Consider the following 21,044-nt stretch of genomic DNA (forward strand, 5'->3'; position numbering starts at 1 on the left):
TCAGTGGATTGTGCGTGTTGGAGGGCGTTTAACCAAAGCTCTTCCCGTGGCAGAACAAACTCGCGTTGTTTCTCTCTATGGGAAATTACATTTTGTCAATGGTTTGAAGAGGCGACAGTTTGTGCATTTTAAAGATGCATTCCCGTTGGGAGCTTTTGGTTCTTCATTAGAAGCTGGTTTGGGTGTTAATGCCAAAGTCTCTTCAAAGATATCGCTTCAGGGAGATCTTGTTTATCAGCATAAGTTGACGGATGCAGGCTTTTCAGGAACGCGTTTTTCTGGCGGAATACGCTATCAGTTTTAAGTATTCATTGGTTCTGATGCATAAATTTTCTTAAGCGGTGATGTTGATAATACCACATTCACCGCTTTCGCTTCCGAAGGCTAAATTATGGCCTGTTTTATCCCAACTTAATGCTGAGATGGCGCTTTTACCGCATGGTTTGAGAAGTGCTTCTTTTCCGTCGGCAAAATGTGCACACAAAATCATTCCATCGTTGAAGCCGATTGCAACAACTTCTTCACTTGGGTGGCATGCAACAGTGCTGACAAGAATATTCGCTCGTGTGCCAAGCTCTAAAGGCGCTTTTCCCATTGGTCCATCTTTTGTGTGAAAAGGCCAAACAATGGCGGCTGGCGCTCCTGATGTTGCTAACCATTTTCCTTTTGCACTCCAAGACCAGCTTTTGACTTTACTTGGGTAACCACTCATCCGTAAATCTTGATGATCAGTAAGACGCCAGCCATGTAATGCATTTTCTTGCATGGTAGAAATAACATAGCGGTTATCTGGTGAAAAAGTAACGCCACAATGGGCTCCTTTCCAGATTAATGTCGTTGGAGCTGCTTGTGTTGATAACCAATGAAGAGTGACACCATTATAATGAGCAACAGCGAGCCGTAAACCTTTTGGAGCAAAAGCAAGTCCTTCTACACTGCTTTTGTAAGTCATTGTTTGTAGACCTGTACCGATATCAGCTGATGCGATCCGTGAAGAGGAAAAAGCAAAAACATTTCGAGGTCCAAAAGTAACATTATTGATCCATTTACGTTCTTTTTGGCTTAAGATTTCTACACGACCATTTGCTGTTGTCTTACAGACCTTCCCATCTTCTCCACCTGTAATAATTGCTGTATTATCATGGGAGAAATGGCTTGAAATTATGCCTTGATGGATTTCAATAATTTGTGGCTGTGGATTAAAAAAAACAATGAAACCTTCTACTGAAACAAAAGCGGGTTTGTTGTCAATGAAGCCACAAGAGAGACAATAACTTTGGAGATCATAAGGGGTAATGCTTGGCATGATTTTTCACTTATGCACAATTTTCAAAACCAGTTTTGAGTTTTTCTGCATCAAGGGATCGACCGATGAAAACAAGCCGGCTTTCGCGCTTTTCGTTTTCATGCCATGGGCGTTGATGCTGTCCTTCAAGAATCATATGGATTCCTTGAATAACATAACGTTCATCATCTTCTTGAAAGGCAATAATGCCTTTTAAACGCAAAATATCAGGGCCTTGTTGTTGAGTAATTTGTTGGATCCATGGAAAAAACTTTTCTGGTTTAAGGGGACCTGTTTTTAAGCTTACAGAGGTTACTGTAACATCATGAATGGCTGAAGGATGAGTGTGTGTGTGATGATGATCGTGATGATGATCGCAATCGGGACCACAGACATGATCTATATGTTGATGTTCGAGAAAATGAGGATCATTTTCTAAAGTACGTTGTAGATCAAAAGAGCCTCGATCAAGCAGCTTATCAAGAGAGATGTTGGCGCGTTCGGTTGTATAAAGGATTGCGCCGGGATTAATTGCTTGAATGAGTGATTTGACATGCGCCTGTTCTTCTGGGCTAACAAGATCAGTTTTATTGAGCAGAATAATATCAGAGAAAGCAATTTGATCTTCTGCTTCACGGCTTTCTTTGAGTTGATATGGTAGATGCTTTGCATCAACAACTGCAATGACACTGTCGAGGGTGGTTTTATCATGGACGGAATCATCCATAAAGAAAGTTTGTGCAACAGGAGCAGGATCAGCAAGACCTGTTGTTTCTATGATGATAGCATCAAATCGATGAGAACGCTGCATAAGACTTTCTAAAACGCGAATGAGATCACCACGGACAGTGCAACAAACACATCCATTATTCATTTCATAAATTTCTTCATCTGATTCAACGATGAGATCATTATCAATGCCAATTTCTCCAAATTCATTCACAATGACCGCGTAACGTTTTCCATGGCTTTCGTTAAGAATACGATTGAGTAGCGTTGTTTTTCCTGAACCAAGATAACCTGTAAGAACTGTGACAGGCAGTTTTTGGGTCGCATTTTGCGTTTTTTCCATGGTGTCTACCTTTCATTTGAGTGCATTTATTGGGAATTTTTTGATGTCATCGAGTAAGTCACAAAGCCCGCGGAGTACATGCAAAAAAATTGCTTTACCTGCTTGTGATGTTGCTTGCCTTGCATTGCCTGCTGCACCTTGTTGGTTAAGGTCACTCATCATCCACCCGAAAGCGTGAGGTCCATAGGCGCGTAAATATCGATAATGCGTAATCATATCTTCTTGCTTATTGTGAAAATTGTCTGCATGTTCCATATGCACTTTTTCTGGTGCTAGATAGAGCATTAAAGAGGTTTCAATAAAGCCACCGTGAATATCAAGATGGCGTTGAGATGGGTCTATGAGACCTTCTGGGAGACCAAATCGTGTCCAGCTTGTTGCAACGGCAAGCATTGCAAAACGTTTGCGTAATTCGGTAATGACAATGTTCATTAAAGGAGAGTTTCCTCCATGAGCGTTGAGGATAAGAAAACGCTTAATGCCTTTACGGTAGCATTTTTCTCCAAGTGTGATCCAGCGCTCTATAGCATGAGAAAAAGTTAATGTTTGCGTTCCAGCAACATCCATATGTTCGATTGAATATCCAATTTTTTCAACTGGCAAGAGTGTGGTATGAAATTGTTTTTTTGTTTGTAAAGTTAGTTCTTTTGCAAAAGCTTCAGCAATAATCCAATCTGTTTCAAAAGGAAGATGATTTCCGTGATATTCGTGTGCCCCTAAGGGTAAAAGAGCAAGAGAAGGTATACCGGATTCCATAGGGTTAATTGCCAAAAAAAGAAATGAATAAGAATAAAATGATATATAGAATAATTTTTCTAAATTTTAGTCTATATCTGCACGAAACGCAAATAAGAGGATTTTATATTAAGTACAGTTGTGACAGAATAAAACTTATGACTAAGAATAAAAAATCAACACAGAATTCTATTTTGATTTTTATTATTAATTGTAAGTCAATGATGTGATTTTAGAGTACCTTTTATACTTTTGAAATCATCATTTATAAAGGCATTATTAACGATGAGGGTTTTTTATAGTACAATCATGGTTTTTGTGTGAAGCGTTTATCGTTTTTATGACTATTTCAGAAGAATATAGTCTATGAATACTGTAATTTTAACTATCATATTTTTGTATTGCAAAAAGCTTTTTTATTATGATTGATTTTTTTGTGTAATGTTTGATTATCTGTGTGAAAGATTAGTTTTTAGCTATTGTAAGAAGTTATTGTTTTAAGAACGTGTTGTTTAACAATTGAACAAAAGGTCTTGTTTTGCACGAAGACGAGCAATCCATTGATCTTCGCGAATAGCGGTATTATGCACTGTAATCAGTTCATTCTTTTTAATTTCTGCTGTTACTGTTGCTTTTTCTAAAAGACCGCAAGGAATGGCTTGGTTTGCGCGTGCATCTTCAAAACTCATTGTCCAAGCACGATAACTGTAAAGACCAATGAAATCGAGTTGATCTCCTGGATATAAATCTTTTTTAGCAACGGCACAGACTTCCGCTACTGGGCGGCGAAGAGGCACCATATCTGGTTTTCCGTAAAGCATGATACGTGCACAAGTCAAAGGCACTTCCATTGCCGTTAAATGATAAGGACGATGAAAAGTAAAGTAAGGTCCTTGACCGATTTTTAAATCTTCCATCCGTTCTCGGAGACGTGGATGTGTTATTTCTGCAATGACGAAAACACCAGGAGAAACTCCTGGACCGATTGAGTAGTCGACAACACCATATCTGTTTAAAATTCCACCATCTTGTTTTGGAATCAGTACTTTGTTTAAATCTTTGAGTGACGCTTGTGGTCCATGCATCCCAGGGCAATCTGGAAGAAGTCCTGTTGCGTTAGCAAGCGCTGCCATTTCGACCATTGTTTTCGAGCCATCAATAAATTCAACCAGCATGCGCACATTCATATTCCGTTGCAACGCTTCTTCTTCATATGCATCGGGTGTTGCGTCAAAAATCAGCGGATTATTTTTTCCTTTTCCAGCAGCAACAATCTTATGTCCAAGAGCTGAAACGAATTCGATGAGCTCCATACAAGAAGAAGGTTCATCTCCTGCGCCCAGTGTATAAATGAGGCCTCGTTTATCGGCTTCATGTTTTAAATAAGCACCGATTGTTGTATCCGCTTCGACATTCATCATGACGAGATGTTTATTGTTTTCAAGTGCCTTAAGACCAATTTCTGCTCCCGCTTCAGGGTAGCCTGTTGCATCAACGATAATATCAATTTGTTCATGATGTAAAACAAGATCGAGATCGCCTGTTGCAGCAATCAAACCTTTTTCAATTGCTTGTGTTAAAGCAAAGGAATTTTCAACTTCGCAAGCATGACCTTTTTCACCATAAGCAAGTGCAGCAGCTTCAAAAATACGTGATGGTGTTCGGCTTGCAACGGCTGCAATTGTTATGCCATCCATATGGGCAACGCTTGACAGAAAATCTGTCCCCATTTCACCGCAACCGATCAATCCAATACGAATAGGCTGGTGTTTTTCTGCATAGTGTTTTAAATCACGGGCTAACCCTGTAAGGCTTACATTGCTTGCCATGCTTTTTTCCTATTTTAAAATTACCTTTTTGAAAAGATATTTTTTCTTCGTAAGGTGTTTTTGCTCGTGAAATATAAATGCTTATGTTGTTGATCCTCTAATCAATGGCTTTTATAAAAGCAAGAGGGCAGGGTGCATATTGTCAATAAAACAGGAATAGTTTTTATGCCAAAAGAAATAGCAGTACGGGATATAGAAAACTTTATTGGAAAAGAAATCGGTTTATCGCAATGGCGTCTTGTGACACAAGATATGATTAATCAATTTGCATCAGCAACAGATGATTATCAATGGATTCACGTCGATGAAGAGAAAGCGAAAGAAACATCTTTTGGTGGAACGATTGCTCATGGTTTTTTAACATTATCACTCTTATCCACGTTGGCTTATGAAGCACTTCCACAGTTAGAAGGTGCAACGATGGGGATTAATTACGGTTTTGATAAAGTTCGCTTTATGAGTCCTGTGAAAACAGGAGCACGGGTTCGGGCTCGCTTTGTTTTATCTGATGCGAAGATTCGCCCTTCGGGTCGTGTTATTTTTCATTATCAGGTGACTTTAGAGGTTGAGAATTTAAAAAATCCAGCTCTCATTGCTCACTGGCTTGTTATTTCAGTTATCGAGGAACAACATTAAAGTGCAGAATTATTTGACATTTTTTTTGTCAAATTTCTGTGCCATTCGATCACCAAACAATTGAATTGTAATATTGAGAATAATCAAAAGGAATATAACGGTTGTCATGACAGAAGTATTATAGCGCTGATAACCATAGCGAATTGCCATATCTCCTAAACCTCCTCCGCCGAGATATCCGGCCAATGAAGTGGCACTGATAAGAGAAATCGCCATCACTGTGAAGCCAGTAATTAAGCTGGAAAACGCTTCAGGAATGATAACATATCGAATAATCTGCAAACGACTGGCTCCCATAGAACGAACGGCTTCAATAAGGCTATTATCGACGGTTTTAAACGATAATTCTGCAACTCTTGCATAAAAAGGAACGGCTGAAATAGTCAAAACAAAGATAACTGAAAGAATTCCTATTCCACTTCCCACAATGATACGTGTGATGGGGAGAAGATAAAACGCAAGAATAATAAAAGGGATAGCGCGAAGACTATCAATTATAATTTTCAAAGGATGATGAATAAGACATGATGAAAAAAGCCCTCCGCGTGCTGTTGTATACAAGAGTAAACCAAGTGGAAGACCTATCATAAAAGCAATTAAAGAAGCACTGATTGTCATCAATAATGTCTCAACAAGAGCACGAGGAATTTCATTATAAAGAATATTATACATAACCTAAGACCTCGCAGTATCGGCCTTGTTTTGTCAACCATTTTATAGCTTTTTCTAAAGCTACTTTATCTTGTCCGGGGAGCCCTAAAAAAAATCGTCCAATCGGTTCACCTTGGACTGTATCAATTCCACCATGAAGAATACGTGCTCTCAGACCTGTTTCTTCTTCAAGAAGATGTAAAAAAGGTTGTTGGGTAATGGCACCAGCAATATTAATTTCAATGACAGCTTCTTGACCTGTTTGTTTAAGGTTTTGTGCAATTTTTTCAGGAAGTTGCGGTGTTACAAGTTTTAACATGGCAATTGTTGTTTCTTCTTGTGGCGATGTAAAAATATCTTTGACATATCCCTCTTCTACAATGCTTCCTTGATTAAGAACAACAACGCGATGTGCAATAGCGCGAACGACTTCCATTTCATGGGTAATGAGGACAATTGTAAGGTTAAGACGTTTATTAATATCGGCGAGAAGTTTTAGAATAGCTTGTGTGGCTTCCGGATCAAGTGCTGAAGTTGCTTCATCGGATAACAATATTTTGGGATTTGCAGCTAAAGAGCGTGCAATACCAACCCGTTGTTTTTGTCCTCCTGAAAGTTCTGCTGGGTAATGGTTTTCTTTGCCTTGTAATCCAACTAATTCAATGAGTTCAAAAGCGCGTTGGTATCGTTGTTTTTTACGAATACCGGCTAATTTTAAAGGGAGAGCAATATTATCAATCACTGTTTGTGACGATAAAAGATTGAAATGTTGAAAAATGACGCCAATACGTTGTCGATAAGGCGCCCATTCAGTTTCTGATAAATTTGAAACATTGATGCCCTCAAAAAAAATAGAGCCCGCATCAATTTTTTCTAATCCATTTAAACAGCGAATAAGTGTAGACTTTCCAGCACCACTGCGTCCAATAACTCCAAGAATTTCACCGGCATGAATATCAAGAGACAAATTTTTTATGGCCGGAGTATTTGTTGTTTTAGAAAAAGTACGACTAATGTTTTTTAAAGAAATAAGAGGAGAATTTTCCATTCGCAATTACCAAGATGTTTGGGCAATTGTGCCAAAAATTTCTTGAATTTTTGCACGGACAGATTCATTGTTGTAAGCGGCAACTAATTTTTTAACCCACGGTTTGTCTTTATTGTTTGCGTGAACAACAATGATATTATTATAAGGGTTATTTTCTGTTTTTTCCCATGCAATGGCATCTTTGTGGACATCTAATTTTGTGACCAAAGCCCAATTTGTATTAACGATGACAATATCAAAATCACTGATTGATCGTCCTAAAAGACCAGCATCCATTTCACGAATTTTCAACCTTTTAGGGTTTTCAATAATATCAAGAGGAGAAGCTAATATATTCTTTGAATCTTTGAGTTTAATAACGCCTAAAGAATGAAGAAGACGCAAAGCTCTTCCGGCATTTGACGGATCATTAGGAATACCAACGCTTGCTTTATCCGAGAGCTCTTTTATGTTTTTGATTTTTCGTGAATAAATGCCTATAGGTGTAACAAAAGTGTTTCCAGCAATTGAAAGTTGGTAGCCATATTGTTCAATTTGATTTTCAAGGTAAGCTGTGTGCTGAAAAGCATTCGCGTCAAGATCTCCTGCATTGACGGCACCATTGAGCAGTGTGTAATCAGAAAAATAAACGAGTTCAATGTCTAAGCTTGCCTTTTTGGCTTCTTCGGCCGCAACTCGCCATATGGTTGCTTCTTCTCCTTCCATAACACCCAGTTTAATTTTTGATTTGTCTTCTGCCACAGAGAAAAGAACATGACAAAAAAAAGCAGAGAGAAAAAAAAGTAATCCGACAACAGAGCGTCGAGATAGTTTACTCAATGTCATTTGTATTTATTTTCCTTCATTTTTAGAAGATTTTATAAAGGGAAGTCCCACTATCATCAATATAAAAAGAGTTAGAGAGTACAAAAGCTTAAGAGAATATTCAATCATTTTTATTTCTATGATCGATGATTTATTTTTATCCTTTTAGCGTTTTTAAGAAAATATATTATTTTTGAGAAAAAAGAAAAACGCCCTTTTAGAAGACAATGCATTTGATTGTGATATTTTTTATGGAACCAATAGCATTCTCAAAACTTCTTTAAATGATTATGCGCTGAGAGAAGGAGTCAATAGGATCTTTTTCTCAGCGGCATAAGTAAAATGAGAAGCATCATTAGAGCTCTTGCTCACATGGATAGAATGAAAAGGGATCAGTAAAAACATCTTTCTTATCATGAGATTGCAAGAAACAAAGAGCTTTTTCAGAAATGAAATAAGCCTTTGTAAAGAAAGATATTTTTCCCTTAATATGATAAATAGGAAGAAAAAAGAATGTTTAAAAATAAATTTTTATCACTGACAACGACTCTGAAATTTTTAGTTGGAACAGGTTTAGGAATGGCTGCTTTTAGCGCGAATGCTGAAACTGTTGCTAAAGTTGCAGAAGGTCATATCATTGTGCGTAAAGGTCCAGCATCGGCTTATAAAGCTATTGCGACAATTCCAACGGGAGCAAAAGTTCATATTCAGAGTTGTTTATTAAATAAAGATTGGTGTTCAATTCGTTATAACAATATATTTGGTTGGGCCTATGCACGTTATTTAAATGTTTCTAATGTGCCTCTTATCCCTCTGAAAAAGGTTCCTCGGAAATATGTAAAAAAAGTTGAAATGGGTGCTAGTACCAGCAATTTGTTTACAGGTATCAACAATAGAGACGAACGGACGATTTTAAAACCATCGCCAACGGCGCATCGGGTCTCTGTAAAGCGTGTATCGGCTTATAATCCTTTATTTCCAGAAAGCGTTAATGATAGAAATGCTGAACGTAATGAAACACGCTACCGTATTGTAACATATCCTGCTCCATAAGAAGAAAAGAAAATTTATTACGGTTTGAAGTGTCAATAAATAACATCAGCATAAGGCATGTTTTGTCTTATGCTTTTGTTTTTTATTTAGGATGCTGATTTAGGTTTGATCAAATTATTAGAAATAAGCAATTCAGCAATTTGAATGGCATTTAATGCGGCTCCTTTTCTTAAGTTATCTGCAACAACCCAGAAAGCTAAACCATTTTCAACAGTAATATCTTCGCGAACACGGCTAATAAAAGTATCATCTTCTCCCGTAGATTCATAAGGTGTGATATAGCCGCCATCTTCGTGCTTATCGATGAGCTGACATCCGGGCGCTTCGCGCAAGAGATTTTGTGCGTCATGAGCACTGAGAGGTTTTTCAAATTCAACATGAACAGATTCTGCATGGCCAATAAAGACAGGAACGCGAACAGCCGTTGCTGTTAATTTAATTTTAGGATCCAGAATTTTTTTTGTCTCAGCCACCATTTTCCATTCTTCTTTGGTATAACCATCTTCCATGAAGACATCGATATGGGGGATGATGTTAAAGGCAATTCGCTTTGTAAATTTTTTCACTGAGAGAGGATCTGCAACAAAAACGGCTCGTGATTGTTCAAATAATTCGTCCATTCCCTCTTTTCCAGCGCCTGAAACTGATTGATAGGTGGAAACAACCACGCGCTTAATAATAGCCGCGTCATGAAGGGGCTTGAGAGCTACAACCAGTTGAATCGTTGAACAGTTAGGATTCGCAATAATATTACGCTTTGAAAAATCATGAATGTCTTTTGCATTCACTTCAGGTACAATTAAAGGAATATCAGCATTATAACGCCAAGTCGATGAATTATCGATCACAACACACCCAGTAGAAGCAATTTTAGGTGCGTATTCTTTAGAAATACTTCCGCCAGCAGACATGAGGCATAGATCTGTGTCAGAAAAATCATACGTATCTAGAGCTTTTACTTTTAAAGTTTTGTCACCATAAGAGACACTTTGTCCGAGTGAGCGTCTTGAGGCTAAAGGAACAACTTCATGGGCAGGAAAACCGCGCTCTTCCAGAATTGTGAGCATTTCACGACCAACATTTCCGGTTGCACCGACAACGGCAACTTTAAAACTCATTTTTTATACTCCTCATCCGCTCCATTTTATACAATTTAAAATATCATCGTCTTTGTCCTTGCTTTGAACTCAGGAAAGGGTAAAGTTAGTCAAGGAACATTCAATCATTGTCGTTTTCTAGATTCAATTTTATGCGTGTATTGGGCACAATGGACAGCACTACAAACTGTTTCACTTTGCAATGCACTGTTTTTTGAACCTTCAGGAGTTGAAAAAATTGAATAGTCGATATCAAGCCATACAAATATAACATTGACATTTTTTACTGTAGTTAATTCCTTATTCTCTGTCAATTTATTCTGACTTTAAAGCTTTTATTTTGCATTAATATCACTATTGAGTTGAGAATGAGCTCCATTGTTTCTCATACTATGAATATATTTTATTATATTTCAATTAACACGAGAAATAATTATGACAAGAACACTTGTTACATCTTTCTTGTTTCTTGATAATGATTTCAGTGTTGATTTGTGAAGAAAGAAAAATCGAAAAATTTCTTATTTTTCATTGTCTTTTAAAGGGCGCGCTTCAGAAGCTAGCATGATAGGGACACCATTGCGAATGGGATAAGCGAGTTTTGCTTTACATGAAATAAGCTCTTGTTTTTTTCGATCTAAGGACAGAGTCCCCCCTGTAATCGGACAAACGAGTAATTCGAGCATCTTTGGATCGGTGACCATTTTTATTTTTGCCATATTTTAAAATCCGTCAGTTTAAACGGTGATGTGCTCCTGTTTGTTTCATAAGAGAACGCTCGGTTAAAGCGAGAAGAGTCTGAGCGCGGCTCACAATATCTGGCGCTTCCAAAAGAGCTTGTTTTTCTGCTGGTGAAAAAGGGATAAGGGCTGAAAGGGCATTAATTAATATAGGAGTAGGTGTTTGTAGAATACTCCCCCAATTATAGTCTATCTCATGGATGGTGAGATAATTTTCAATAATATTGAGCAAATTTTCTCGATTAATGTTTTCTAAAACATTAGATTCTTGTAAATCTTGCATATTTGATTGAATGTTGGCCATTCGATAAGATTTTGTATTTTCTAATTCTTGTTTTAAAGTGAAGCGACAAATGCCTTGTAAAACAATAAGTAGCTGTCCATTCCCTGTTTCACTGTAATTTGTGATACGCCCTATACAGCCTATGTCGTACAGCTGTTGAGAAGAGTGATTTGTTGCTGATGCGAGGGGTTGAATGATTCCCAACAGGCGATTCGTTATCATGACATCTTCAACCATTTCAAGAGCGGGTTGTTCAAAAATGTTGAGCGATAAAAATCCTCCTGGAAGTAGGAGTGCTCCTTCTAAAGGGAAAAGAGCAATTTGCTTTGGGAGGTCATCTTCGCAATTATAATGAATATTGCCAGCTTTCATGAGTATTTTTAAACCTTATATCCGATGAGATTTGGTATGCAAAGCGCTTATAGCTTATGATATTATTGCAATATAAGAAAGGCATATCATTTTTAGGTATCGTTATATTTCTAGAACCGTTTATTTTTTGTAATGGTAACAATAACAACGCTATGTTATTTTTACCATCAAAGAAAATAAAAAGTAATCACAAAAATATACGTTGTTTTAAAAAGTGTTTTCAAGAAATGTTTGCTGTTTTTGAATAGAGATTTGCCATGAGATATTTTTTCCATAAGTATTCTTGCTTTTTTCAAATTATTTTTAGAGATTTTTTGATATAAATTTGTTCAAAATTACTTGTTTTTTGAAAATTTTTGATCTCTGTTATTGCAACCGAGTTTTGTCCAAAAAGGAAAATAATCTTTTGTGATTCTATTGAATACAAAGAGTTGTACTCTGTTTATGAGATATGAGTCTTTGTCATTTTTTGTTATCTTTAAAAAACACATCCCTATTTGTGTTCGCAATCACCATCTATAAAATTTATCAAATAATTTGCGGAATTCTCTCAAAAAATGGAAAATGAGAGTTAATTTGCTGATGACAGTGTGAAGAAGATACGTTATAGATTGCACTCTGTCGGAAAGAGCTCTATTGTCTCTTTCATTCTTTTGCGGGAGAGTGCAGAATGCAAACTTTCGCACCTGCCGCCGAAGGGGAAAACAGCCCATAATCTCTCAGGCGCTAAGGACCGTCAAAGAAAGAAGGCAGATCTGGAAAGTCGGGGAATCCCGCGCCGAAGGTGTAAGCGAAAATATTTTTCGTGAGTCTCTCAGGTTAATGACAGAAGGGCGTAGAAACTGCTACATTATGTAGCGGTGAGGTGCGGCTTTGGAGAAAATATGGGTACGTTATCACAAGAATTTGAAACATCTCCTTTAAAAATACTTCCTTTACGTGAATTTCATGAGCAAGCAGGGGCGAAATTTGGTGCTTTTGCGGGTTGGATGATGCCTTTAACTTATCCTCTTGGGGTTTTAAAAGAGCACCTTCATACCCGTACTCATGCTGGTCTTTTTGATATTTCTCACATGAAATTGATTGCTATTGAAGGGCCGCAGGCGGTTGAGTTTTTATCTTATGCTCTTCCTCTTGATGCGTCGCTTTTAAAAGAAGGTCACTCTCGGTACAATTATTTACTTAATGAGCAGGCTGGTATTCTTGATGATCTTATTGTTACTCGTTTAGCAGCGTGTCGTTTTATGTTGGTTGCCAATGCTGGAAATGCGGAAGCTGATCTGGCTGAACTTAAAAAACGTGCTGCTGACTTTGATTGTCAAATAACTGCACTTGAAAGAGTTTTGCTTGCTCTTCAAGGTCCACAGGCTGCTGCGGTGATGGCTGATGCAGGTTTGCCTGGTAATGAATTGTTTTTTATGCAAGGGTTTGAACCGCAGAAAGATTGGTTTGTAACACGCTCTGGTTATACAGGAGAAGATGGTTTTGAAATTGCTCTCCCAGTTGATCAGGCACGCTCAGTTGTTGAAAAATTGTTGAGTGATTCTCGTGTTGAATGGATTGGTCTTGCTGCACGTGATAGCCTTCGCTTGGAAGCGGGGTTATGTTTGCATGGTAATGACATCACCTCAGATACGACACCCATTGAAGCTTCCTTGATGTGGGCCGTTCCTAAAAGTGTCCGAGAAAAAGCACAATTTTTTGGAGCAGAGGCTTTTCTTAAAGCGCAAGAAAAAGGGCCATCTCGTTGTCGTGTTGGTCTAAAACCGCAAACCCGTCAACCTGTTCGCGCTGGAGCTGCTCTTTTTGACGATAAGGGAAATCAGATTGGGATGGTTACCTCAGGTGGTTTTGGTCCTTCTTTTGATGGGCCTGTAGCGATGGGTTATGTGTCCGTTGAGTTTAAAACTGTGGGGACAGAAGTTTTTACTGAGATGCGTGGTAAAAAGATTTCACTGTCTGTTCATTCACTTCCTTTTGTTGAGCAACGTTATTTTAAAGGATAATTCTTTATGGCTAAAATTTATTATACACAAGATCACGAATGGCTGAATGTTGAAGGGCAGATCGTTACTGTTGGGATTACCAATCATGCTCAAGAGCAGTTGGGTGATTTAGTTTTTGTTGATTTGCCACAAAGTGGAACTGTTCTTTCTAAAGGTGATTCTGCTGCTGTCGTCGAATCTGTTAAGGCCGCATCTGATGTTTATGCCCCTATTGATGGTGAAGTTGTTGAAATTAATGAAGCACTCGCTGATGACCCTGCTTTGGTTAATCAGAAAGCCGAAAATGAAGGCTGGTTGTGGAAAATGAAGTTGCAAGATGAAACGCAACTTGAAGGGTTGCTTGATGAGGCTGCTTATCAAGAGCTGATTGGGTGAGTTGTATGCAGGAGCACCGTTTTTCTTCTCGGCATATTGGGCTTCGGCCTGATGAAGTACAGCAAATGCTTAGTGTTTTATCTCTTGATTCCGTTGAAGCGCTTGTTTCACAAGCTGTTCCACAATCGATTCATTTGGAGCGTTCACTGGATTTACCAGAAGGAGCAAGTGAAGAACAAGCTTTGAAAGAACTGTCTCAGATAATGGGACGCAATCATGTGCGCAAAAGTTTTATTGGACAAGGTTATCATGGAACATTTGTCCCTCCTGTAATTTTGCGGAATCTTTTTGAAAATCCAGCTTGGTATACAGCTTATACACCCTATCAAGCAGAAATTAGCCAAGGGCGTTTAGAGCTTTTATTTTATTTTCAGACATTAGTCAGTGAACTGACGGGTTTGCCGATTGCTGCGGCTTCTCTTCTTGATGAAGCAACGGCTTTAGCAGAAGCGAACGCTATTGCTGTCCGTTTTGCGCGTGAGAAGAAAACAAAAATTTCAATTCAGAGTTGTTTGCATCCTCAAATTTTGAGTGTTGCGCAAACCCGTGCAGAAACGCAAGGGATTCACATTTGTAAAAATGAGAGCATTTGTTCTAATACTGCTGCTATTGTTTTATCATGGCCAGATACAAAAGGCTGCTTTCATGATTATAGCGCTGTTATTCAAGAGGCGAAGGAAAAGGGAGCATTAGTTATTGTTGTTGCCGATCCTTTGGCGCTTACTCTTATGGAAGCTCCTGCAAAATGGGGTGCTGACATTGTCGTTGGCTCGATGCAGCGTTATGGTGTTCCAATGGGATTTGGGGGGCCTCATGCAGGTTATCTTGCGGTGAGTGCTGCTTTAACTCGTTTGATTCCAGGACGTATTGTTGGTCAATCAACAGATACAAAAGGACGTATTGGTTTTCGATTAGCTTTACAAACGCGCGAACAACATATTCGTCGTGATAAGGCGACATCCAATATTTGTACAGCTCAGGCTTTATTAGCAAATATGGCGACAGCTTACGCTGTTTGGCATGGACCGAAAGGTTTACAAGCCATTGCACAACGAATCCATCATTTAGCGTGTCGTTTCGCAGATGGTTTGGAGGCAGCAGGTCTTCATCTTGAAGGATCACATTTTTTTGATTGTGTGAGCGTTTTTGTCAAAGGAAAAGCGCAAGAAATTGCTGATAAAGCAAAGATGAATGGCTATCTTGTTCGGATCCTTGATGAGGATCGGATTGCTATCAATTTTGATGAATTGTCAACAGAAGAAGATGCAGACACGTTAGCGCAGTTTTTTGGTGCACGATTATCGGATCAATTTTCTCCTCGTCTTTGGGGTCAAGAGCGTGATGCTGCTTTTCTTACGCAGCCATTTTTTCAGATGATTCAGTCTGAAACTGAGATGATGCGTTTTTTACGTCGTTTATCGGATAAAGATTTAGCACTTGATCGAGCGATGATTCCGCTTGGTTCTTGTACGATGAAACTAAATGCAGCTGCAGAATTAATGCCTGTGAGTTGGTCTACTGTTGCGAATATGCATCCTTTTGCGCCTCAAGGGGATACAGTTGGTTATCAAGAAATGATGAGTCAATTGAATGCGTGGTTGTGTGAAATTACAGGATTTGCGCAAGTTTCTTTCCAGCCCAATTCTGGTGCTCAAGGTGAGTATGCAGGGCTTTTGGCTATTCGCCGATATCACCAGTCGCGGGGAGACCATCAACGGAATATTTGTTTGATTCCTGCCTCTGCTCATGGCACTAATCCAGCTTCAGCTCATATGGCAGGAATGAAAGTTGTTGTGGTTAAATGTTTAAGTGATGGGGATGTTGATATTAGTGATCTTAAAGAAAAAGCTCAATTGCATAAGGATCATTTAGCAGCTTTAATGATTACTTACCCTTCAACGCATGGAGTTTATGAAGAAAGCATTAAAGAAATTTGTGCTCTTGTTCATGAAAATGGTGGCCAAGTTTATTTTGATGGCGCTAATTTAAACGCACTTGTCGGTCTATCTCGTCCTGCAGATATGGGAGCAGATGTTTGCCATATGAATCTTCATAAAACATTTGCGATCCCTCATGGTGGTGGTGGTCCTGGTGTCGGTCCGATAGGTGTAGGTGCTCATTTGCAGCCGTTTTTGCCTGGTCATGAATGGGATAAAACAACTCATGCGGTTTCTGCGGCTCCCTATGGCAGTGCTTCTATTCTTGTGATCACGTGGATGTATATTCGGATGATGGGAGCTGATGGTTTAAAATATGCAACACAGACGGCTATATTGAATGCTAATTATATAGCGCAACGTCTTTCAAAGGCCTATTCTATTTTGTATCGAGGTAAGAATGGGCGTGTTGCTCATGAATGTATTGTGGATACACGCTTGTTGAAAGATCAATATGGGATCACTGTTGATGATATTGCAAAACGTTTGATTGATTATGGATTTCATGCACCGACGATGTCATTTCCAGTGCCTGGAACTTTAATGATTGAACCAACAGAATCAGAACCAAAAGAAGAGATTGATCGTTTTTGTGATGCTTTATTGTCAATTGCTGAAGAAGCGAAGAAAGTTGGTACGGGGGGCTGGCCAAAAGAAGATAATCCATTGGTCAATGCTCCTCATACATTAGCAGATACTTTGGATGATGGTTGGGCACGGGCTTATACACGACAAGAAGCGGCTTTCCCAAATCCTCATCTTGATCCAGCCAATAAATATTGGCCACCTGTTTCGCGTATTGATAATGTTTCTGGAGATAGGGTTTTGATTTGTTCTTGCCCACCTCTAAGCAATACATATTAATTAAAATTCATTCATGAAAGACTTTAAAACAGCCTGTACCTTGTGTATGGGCTTTTTATTTACTTATACAGCATGATTAAATGCATGTTTGTTTTTTTATTGGGGATGTTTTATTTTCTTGTCTATTTTTTAAATTGTCATTGTCTCTTTTAATTTTTGGAGAGTGTCTATGAGCGCGTATGATTGTTTTCTAATCTAAGAGGGGTCTTGTATAATTTTTGGGCTGGTGTTGCAAATACAATTATAAAGTGTATTACATCATATCCAGATAATATAGCTGAGAAGTTTTCTGCATCTGCTGAAGCTATTGCATCATCTATGCATGTTCTGTTTTAAAAGAGAATTTTAATTATGCATGAATTGGTCTGTGTTGATACACAGGAGAAAGCATTTTTTGGTGGCCAATTCATTATTATTTTACCTTGCATTTGCAATTTATTCTGATTCTTTAAATATAAGTGCGTTGATAGCGCGAACCGAGAGAAGTCAAAATTTCATAAGGAATCGTGTTTGCATCTGTTGCGACTTTTTCGAGAGTTTGGTGTGCTCCAATAAGTTCTATCCAGTCACCTTTTTGAGGTTTTTTGTCTTTGAGATCTGTTGCATCTACGGTCATGGAATCCATCGAGATATGTCCAACAATGGGCATTTTATGCCCTTGAAAATAAACAGAGCCTTTATTAGAAAGGGCTCGTAACCAACCGTCTGCATAGCCAATATCAATGGTTGAGAGAATACTTGGTCGGTTCGTAATAAAGCTTTCTCCATAACCAACCGGTGTTCCTGCGTCGACGTGTCGAGTTTGGATAACTTGGGCCTCTAATTTCAAAACAGGTTTGATTGGTGTTGGGTATTTTTTATGAGGGTCAACTCCATAAAGTGCAATACCTGGACGAACGAGATCAAAATGAAAATCTGGATTCAGAAAAATTCCTCCAGAATTAGAAAAAGAAGCTTTACAAGCGGGCAGTTGAGCAAGTGCCGTTTTCATTGCGGCCAATTGAATATAATTGGATGAATGTGCCGCATTGTCACTATTGGCAAGGTGGCTCATAATATATTTTATGTCGGCTACTTTAAAAATAGTCGGGTGTTTAATTAATTGTTGTAATTCTTTTTGGTCAAGTCCTAATCGACTCATATTGGTATCAATATGAATGATTGCGGGAAATTTTTTATTCTTTTTTTGACAGAGTTCTTGCCAACTTTTGATTGAGTCCCAAGAATTAAGAACGGGAATAATTCCGGCTTGCGCTAAAAATTCTTCTGCAGAGGGTGGAATGTCGTTTAAAAGTGCAAGAGTGGCTTTTGAGGGCAAAAGAGTTTTCAATTGAAGCGCTTCATTTATTTTGGCAACAAAAAAAACACGGCACCCTGCTTTGTAAAGTGCAGGAGCAATCTTTTGGGCGCCCATTCCGTAAGCATTGGCCTTCACGACCGCTGAACATTCTACTGGAGCAACGTGCCTTGCGAGGGTTATGTAATTCGCAACAATAGCTCCAATATCGATGGTCGCTATCGCTGTAGGGGAAAATGATGCGTTTATTTCAGACTCAATGGATTTGCTCATTTTAGAAGACTATCTGTGTTGATAAAATACGAAATTCTTTTTGAATGATTTTTTTATATACTCTCATGATTTGCAAAGAAGATTAGAATATTTTTTTAGTTTATATTGAATAATGTTTTATTGAAATGGAATGTTCAATTTTAACGCAACCTGTGAAAAGATTATTTTTTATTGAGAGTATAGCAGATATGTTATTAATCTAAAATTGATGGAAAAAGAGATTTTTTGTTGTTTTTTTGCAGTTGATTTGTTTTTAGGAAAAAAGATACTCTCACTGGTTATAGAACAGTTATAAAACCTGTGAAGGGTGTACAGTGTTCTTATCTTAATTAAAAACTGTGAGGGAGTGTATATTCTTAAAAGTTATCTCTTGAGATAAATTGAAAAAATAAACAACAGTCTCTTTTTTTGAAAATGGTGGATTGTTGATTTTTTGTTTATGCAAGCATTATGATGGCAGATTCTTGCCAGGAGTTGTTTGTTGATTTAAAGATCAATTTATTCGTCATAGTATTTTGAAACCATATTTATCTCAAATGTGTTTCTTTATAATTTTTTAGTCAATGACTTTGTGCTAATGGCTTTTATTGGATGAGTTATGCATTTAAGAGAGATGTTGGCAGATGAATTTGTAGGACTTATACATCTGTGATGTATAAAGCTTGAAATTAGATGTTTAATAAAGATGTAAGGAAAATTTTTATGTGTGCATCTGCTACCAATGTTCAGTCAAACATGAATCGTGTCGCATCGGACTTTCCAATCCCTGAAAATGTATTTGCACTTACTGTTCAGGAAGTTTGTCATTATACAGATCGTTTATTTAAATTTCGTCTTAATCGTCCAGAGAATTTTCGTTTTCGTTCAGGCGAATTTGTTATGATTGGTTTGCCAAATGCCGAAAAACCAATTTATCGTGCTTATTCGATTGCAAGTCCGTTTTGGGATGAACAGCTTGAGTTTTTTTCAATCAAAGTGCCTGGAGGACCGTTAACTGAACATCTCCAAAAAATAACAATTGGTGATACAGTCTTAATGCGTAAAAAATCAACAGGAACATTGGTTCTTGATGCTCTTATCCCTGGGAAACGTCTTTATCTTCTTTCTACGGGAACAGGGGTAGCGCCTTTTGCAAGTCTTATTCGTGATCCTGAAACTTATGAGAAATTTTCCGAAGTTGTGTTAATCCAAACAACGCGTGAACAAAATGAACTCACCTATGCAAAAGACCTTGTTTCTTCTTTGCGAGAGGATCCGTTAATTGGTGAATATGCTCAGAAGCTGAAATTTTATCCTATGACGACGCGTGAACCTTCAGAACATATGGGTCGTATTACGACTGTTATGAAGAGTGGTGTTTTTTTTGAAAAAACGGGATTACCACATATTAACCCTGAAGAAGATCGGGTGATGATTTGCGGTTCAATGGCTATGTTAAAAGATTGTGCGGCAATGTGCGAATCGTTTGGGCTTGTTGAGGGGGCGAATAATGCACCATCTACCTATGTTGTAGAGCGTGCTTTTGTTGGATGATCCAACTTGTGATTGTATTATGGTTTCATAGTGTTGAGATTTTTCAATTGTTAATGAACAGAAGATGGATGGTTATTTATCCTTGAAAAAGTGATTACAGATGATGTATTTTGCGCAGGGTGTTTTAAAATGAGATGATGTGATTGTTCTCATTTGATGAAAGAGATCAAAATGCTCTACCAATAGTTCTTGAAATTGCATGAAACGCACGTTATGGCAAGATTATGGAAAAAAAATTTAAAGTCGCTGCTCTTTATTGTTTTGCAGATTTGAAGCATTATAGTCAATTACAAAAGCCTTTGCGGGATTTATGCCAAGCAAATGATATTAAAGGCACTCTCCTTTTGGCTCAAGAAGGAATTAATGGAACAGTTGCGGGTTCTTGTTCTGCAATTGATGCCTTGATACATTTTATTAATTTAGAGCCTGCCTTTCAAACCCCAGAGATTAAATATTCATGGGCATCAAAAATGCCTTTTCACCGTTTGAAAGTTCGGTTGAAAAAAGAAATTGTAACAATGGGTGTTGAAAGTGTTGATCCTTTAAAAACTGTTGGCACTTACGTGGATCCTGAAGATTGGAATGCTCTCATCCAAGATGAAGAGACACTTTTAATTGATACGCGCAATGATTACGAATATGCGCTTGGAAGCTTTCAAGGAGCTGTAGACCCTCGTATTAAAACATTTCGTGAATTTCCCGAATGGGTTGCAAAGCATGAAGCTGATTTAAAAAAGAAAAAGAAAATCGCAATGTTTTGCACAGGTGGTATTCGGTGTGAAAAATCAACATCTTATGTTCGTGAGCTTGGTTATGATGAGGTTTACCATTTAAAAGGTGGTATTCTTAAATATTTAGAAACGGTACCAAAAGAAAAAAGCTTGTGGCAAGGCGAATGTTTTGTTTTTGATGAGCGTGTTTCTGTTGGGCATGGTCTTGAAGAATGTGGGCGTGAATTGTGTCGGGCATGTCGCTCTCCTCTTAATGCTGAAAGTAAGTTATCGCTCTATTATGAAGAAGGTGTCTCTTGTGACGCGTGTTACAGTACGCGAACTGAAGAAGATAGAGAACGTTTTCGAGAACGTCATAGGCAGTTTCAGTTGTTAAAGCAACGCGCAATAGATTCTCATCAAGAACAATAGAATACTGAGAAT

General features: G+C 38.1%; 19 protein-coding genes and 2 riboswitches. Of the genes, 8 read left to right on the plus strand and 11 right to left on the minus strand.

Annotated features, from left to right (window positions below):
- Positions 1-304: autotransporter outer membrane beta-barrel domain-containing protein (locus tag NPY00_RS06065; protein ID WP_269021185.1), on the plus strand; the 304-nt coding region annotated here is incomplete at its 5' end.
- 30 nt (positions 305-334) lie between these two features.
- Here NPY00_RS06065 and NPY00_RS06070 read toward each other — a convergent pair.
- The 4 genes from NPY00_RS06070 to NPY00_RS06085 all read right to left on the minus strand — a co-directional run bounded on the left by NPY00_RS06070 (position 335) and on the right by NPY00_RS06085 (position 4,921).
- Positions 335-1,306: a WD40 repeat domain-containing protein gene (locus tag NPY00_RS06070; protein ID WP_269021186.1), complete on the minus strand. Its 972-nt coding sequence runs from the start codon at positions 1,304-1,306 to the stop codon at positions 335-337.
- A 10-nt stretch (positions 1,307-1,316) separates the two neighbouring features.
- On the minus strand, positions 1,317-2,357 hold the full coding sequence (locus NPY00_RS06075; protein WP_269021188.1) for a CobW family GTP-binding protein: 1,041 nt from the start codon (positions 2,355-2,357) through the stop codon (positions 1,317-1,319).
- Between the two features lie 12 nt (positions 2,358-2,369).
- Positions 2,370-3,113 (minus strand): creatininase family protein, encoded by a 744-nt coding sequence (locus NPY00_RS06080; protein ID WP_269021190.1) that lies wholly within the window; start codon positions 3,111-3,113, stop codon positions 2,370-2,372.
- Positions 3,114-3,604: 491 nt separating this feature from the next.
- Complete coding sequence (locus NPY00_RS06085) at positions 3,605-4,921, minus strand: NAD(P)H-dependent oxidoreductase (protein WP_269021191.1); 1,317 nt, start codon at positions 4,919-4,921, stop codon at positions 3,605-3,607.
- 165 nt (positions 4,922-5,086) lie between these two features.
- Between NPY00_RS06085 and NPY00_RS06090 the strand changes: the two genes are divergently transcribed.
- Positions 5,087-5,557: a MaoC family dehydratase gene (locus NPY00_RS06090; protein ID WP_269021192.1), complete on the plus strand. Its 471-nt coding sequence runs from the start codon at positions 5,087-5,089 to the stop codon at positions 5,555-5,557.
- Between the two features lie 9 nt (positions 5,558-5,566).
- On the opposite strand, the gene NPY00_RS06095 is transcribed toward NPY00_RS06090, so the two are convergent.
- From NPY00_RS06095 to NPY00_RS06105, 3 genes are read right to left on the minus strand one after another with little or no spacing between them, the layout of a single operon-like run.
- The gene (locus NPY00_RS06095; protein WP_269021193.1) at positions 5,567-6,229 is read right to left on the minus strand and encodes a methionine ABC transporter permease; all 663 of its coding nucleotides are present in this window, start codon (positions 6,227-6,229) and stop codon (positions 5,567-5,569) included.
- A complete protein-coding gene (locus NPY00_RS06100) occupies positions 6,222-7,256 on the minus strand; it encodes a methionine ABC transporter ATP-binding protein (protein WP_269021195.1) in 1,035 nt (344 codons plus the stop codon). Before NPY00_RS06100 ends, NPY00_RS06095 begins: the two co-directional genes overlap by 8 nt.
- A gap of 6 nt (positions 7,257-7,262) precedes the next feature.
- Positions 7,263-8,081 carry a MetQ/NlpA family ABC transporter substrate-binding protein gene (locus NPY00_RS06105; protein ID WP_269021196.1) on the minus strand — a complete coding sequence of 273 codons (819 nt, stop codon included), beginning with the start codon at positions 8,079-8,081 and terminating at the stop codon, positions 7,263-7,265.
- A gap of 492 nt (positions 8,082-8,573) precedes the next feature.
- Here NPY00_RS06105 and NPY00_RS06110 point away from each other — a divergent pair, with 492 nt between their 5' ends.
- Positions 8,574-9,113, plus strand: coding sequence for an SH3 domain-containing protein (locus tag NPY00_RS06110; RefSeq protein WP_269021198.1), 540 nt, complete (start codon positions 8,574-8,576; stop codon positions 9,111-9,113).
- An 86-nt stretch (positions 9,114-9,199) separates the two neighbouring features.
- On the opposite strand, the gene NPY00_RS06115 is transcribed toward NPY00_RS06110, so the two are convergent.
- The 3 genes from NPY00_RS06115 to NPY00_RS06125 form a co-directional block, all read right to left on the minus strand.
- On the minus strand, positions 9,200-10,231 hold the full coding sequence (locus NPY00_RS06115) for an aspartate-semialdehyde dehydrogenase (RefSeq protein WP_269021199.1): 1,032 nt from the start codon (positions 10,229-10,231) through the stop codon (positions 9,200-9,202).
- Positions 10,232-10,731: 500 nt separating this feature from the next.
- Positions 10,732-10,914, minus strand: coding sequence for a Trm112 family protein (locus tag NPY00_RS06120; RefSeq protein ID WP_269021212.1), 183 nt, complete (start codon positions 10,912-10,914; stop codon positions 10,732-10,734).
- A 28-nt stretch (positions 10,915-10,942) separates the two neighbouring features.
- A complete protein-coding gene (locus NPY00_RS06125; protein ID WP_269021200.1) occupies positions 10,943-11,605 on the minus strand; it encodes an LON peptidase substrate-binding domain-containing protein in 663 nt (220 codons plus the stop codon).
- A 646-nt stretch (positions 11,606-12,251) separates the two neighbouring features.
- A riboswitch (glycine riboswitch) is annotated at positions 12,252-12,351 on the plus strand.
- Between the two features lies 1 nt (position 12,352).
- Positions 12,353-12,444: riboswitch (glycine riboswitch) on the plus strand.
- Positions 12,445-12,489: 45 nt separating this feature from the next.
- On the opposite strand from NPY00_RS06125, the gene gcvT reads away from it, so the two are divergent.
- Genes gcvT through gcvP form a run of 3 tightly spaced genes read left to right on the plus strand, consistent with a single transcriptional unit; the run spans position 12,490 to position 16,787 of the window.
- On the plus strand, positions 12,490-13,611 hold the full coding sequence (gene gcvT / locus NPY00_RS06130) for a glycine cleavage system aminomethyltransferase GcvT (RefSeq protein WP_269021201.1): 1,122 nt from the start codon (positions 12,490-12,492) through the stop codon (positions 13,609-13,611).
- A 6-nt stretch (positions 13,612-13,617) separates the two neighbouring features.
- The gene (gene gcvH, locus NPY00_RS06135) at positions 13,618-13,986 is read left to right on the plus strand and encodes a glycine cleavage system protein GcvH (RefSeq protein ID WP_269021202.1); all 369 of its coding nucleotides are present in this window, start codon (positions 13,618-13,620) and stop codon (positions 13,984-13,986) included.
- A 5-nt stretch (positions 13,987-13,991) separates the two neighbouring features.
- Positions 13,992-16,787: an aminomethyl-transferring glycine dehydrogenase gene (gcvP, locus tag NPY00_RS06140; RefSeq protein WP_269021203.1), complete on the plus strand. Its 2,796-nt coding sequence runs from the start codon at positions 13,992-13,994 to the stop codon at positions 16,785-16,787.
- A 448-nt stretch (positions 16,788-17,235) separates the two neighbouring features.
- On the opposite strand, the gene alr is transcribed toward gcvP, so the two are convergent.
- Complete coding sequence (gene alr / locus NPY00_RS06145) at positions 17,236-18,357, minus strand: alanine racemase (protein WP_269021204.1); 1,122 nt, start codon at positions 18,355-18,357, stop codon at positions 17,236-17,238.
- Positions 18,358-19,059: 702 nt separating this feature from the next.
- Between alr and NPY00_RS06150 the strand changes: the two genes are divergently transcribed.
- Positions 19,060-19,890 (plus strand): ferredoxin--NADP reductase, encoded by an 831-nt coding sequence (locus NPY00_RS06150; protein ID WP_269021205.1) that lies wholly within the window; start codon positions 19,060-19,062, stop codon positions 19,888-19,890.
- Between the two features lie 224 nt (positions 19,891-20,114).
- The gene (gene trhO / locus NPY00_RS06155) at positions 20,115-21,032 is read left to right on the plus strand and encodes an oxygen-dependent tRNA uridine(34) hydroxylase TrhO (protein WP_269021206.1); all 918 of its coding nucleotides are present in this window, start codon (positions 20,115-20,117) and stop codon (positions 21,030-21,032) included.
- Positions 21,033-21,044 lie beyond the last annotated feature (12 nt).

The sequence above is a fragment of the Bartonella sp. F02 genome (genome assembly GCF_026929975.1).
Classification (GTDB): domain Bacteria; phylum Pseudomonadota; class Alphaproteobacteria; order Rhizobiales; family Rhizobiaceae; genus Bartonella.

Bases quoted from the DNA above. Each gene is read 5' to 3' on its own strand.
- NPY00_RS06070 (WP_269021186.1), bottom strand. From the start codon at position 1,306: ATGCCAAGCATTACCCCTTATGATCTCCAAAGTTATTGTCTCTCTTGT.
- NPY00_RS06075 (WP_269021188.1), bottom strand. From the start codon at position 2,357: ATGGAAAAAACGCAAAATGCGACCCAAAAACTGCCTGTCACAGTTCTT.
- NPY00_RS06080 (WP_269021190.1), bottom strand. From the start codon at position 3,113: ATGGAATCCGGTATACCTTCTCTTGCTCTTTTACCCTTAGGGGCACAC.
- NPY00_RS06085 (WP_269021191.1), bottom strand. From the start codon at position 4,921: ATGGCAAGCAATGTAAGCCTTACAGGGTTAGCCCGTGATTTAAAACAC.
- NPY00_RS06090 (WP_269021192.1), top strand. From the start codon at position 5,087: ATGCCAAAAGAAATAGCAGTACGGGATATAGAAAACTTTATTGGAAAA.
- NPY00_RS06095 (WP_269021193.1), bottom strand. From the start codon at position 6,229: ATGTATAATATTCTTTATAATGAAATTCCTCGTGCTCTTGTTGAGACA.
- NPY00_RS06100 (WP_269021195.1), bottom strand. From the start codon at position 7,256: ATGGAAAATTCTCCTCTTATTTCTTTAAAAAACATTAGTCGTACTTTT.
- NPY00_RS06105 (WP_269021196.1), bottom strand. From the start codon at position 8,081: ATGACATTGAGTAAACTATCTCGACGCTCTGTTGTCGGATTACTTTTT.
- NPY00_RS06110 (WP_269021198.1), top strand. From the start codon at position 8,574: ATGTTTAAAAATAAATTTTTATCACTGACAACGACTCTGAAATTTTTA.
- NPY00_RS06115 (WP_269021199.1), bottom strand. From the start codon at position 10,231: ATGAGTTTTAAAGTTGCCGTTGTCGGTGCAACCGGAAATGTTGGTCGT.
- NPY00_RS06120 (WP_269021212.1), bottom strand. From the start codon at position 10,914: ATGGTCACCGATCCAAAGATGCTCGAATTACTCGTTTGTCCGATTACA.
- NPY00_RS06125 (WP_269021200.1), bottom strand. From the start codon at position 11,605: ATGAAAGCTGGCAATATTCATTATAATTGCGAAGATGACCTCCCAAAG.
- gcvT (WP_269021201.1), top strand. From the start codon at position 12,490: ATGGGTACGTTATCACAAGAATTTGAAACATCTCCTTTAAAAATACTT.
- gcvH (WP_269021202.1), top strand. From the start codon at position 13,618: ATGGCTAAAATTTATTATACACAAGATCACGAATGGCTGAATGTTGAA.
- gcvP (WP_269021203.1), top strand. From the start codon at position 13,992: ATGCAGGAGCACCGTTTTTCTTCTCGGCATATTGGGCTTCGGCCTGAT.
- alr (WP_269021204.1), bottom strand. From the start codon at position 18,357: ATGAGCAAATCCATTGAGTCTGAAATAAACGCATCATTTTCCCCTACA.
- NPY00_RS06150 (WP_269021205.1), top strand. From the start codon at position 19,060: ATGTGTGCATCTGCTACCAATGTTCAGTCAAACATGAATCGTGTCGCA.
- trhO (WP_269021206.1), top strand. From the start codon at position 20,115: ATGGAAAAAAAATTTAAAGTCGCTGCTCTTTATTGTTTTGCAGATTTG.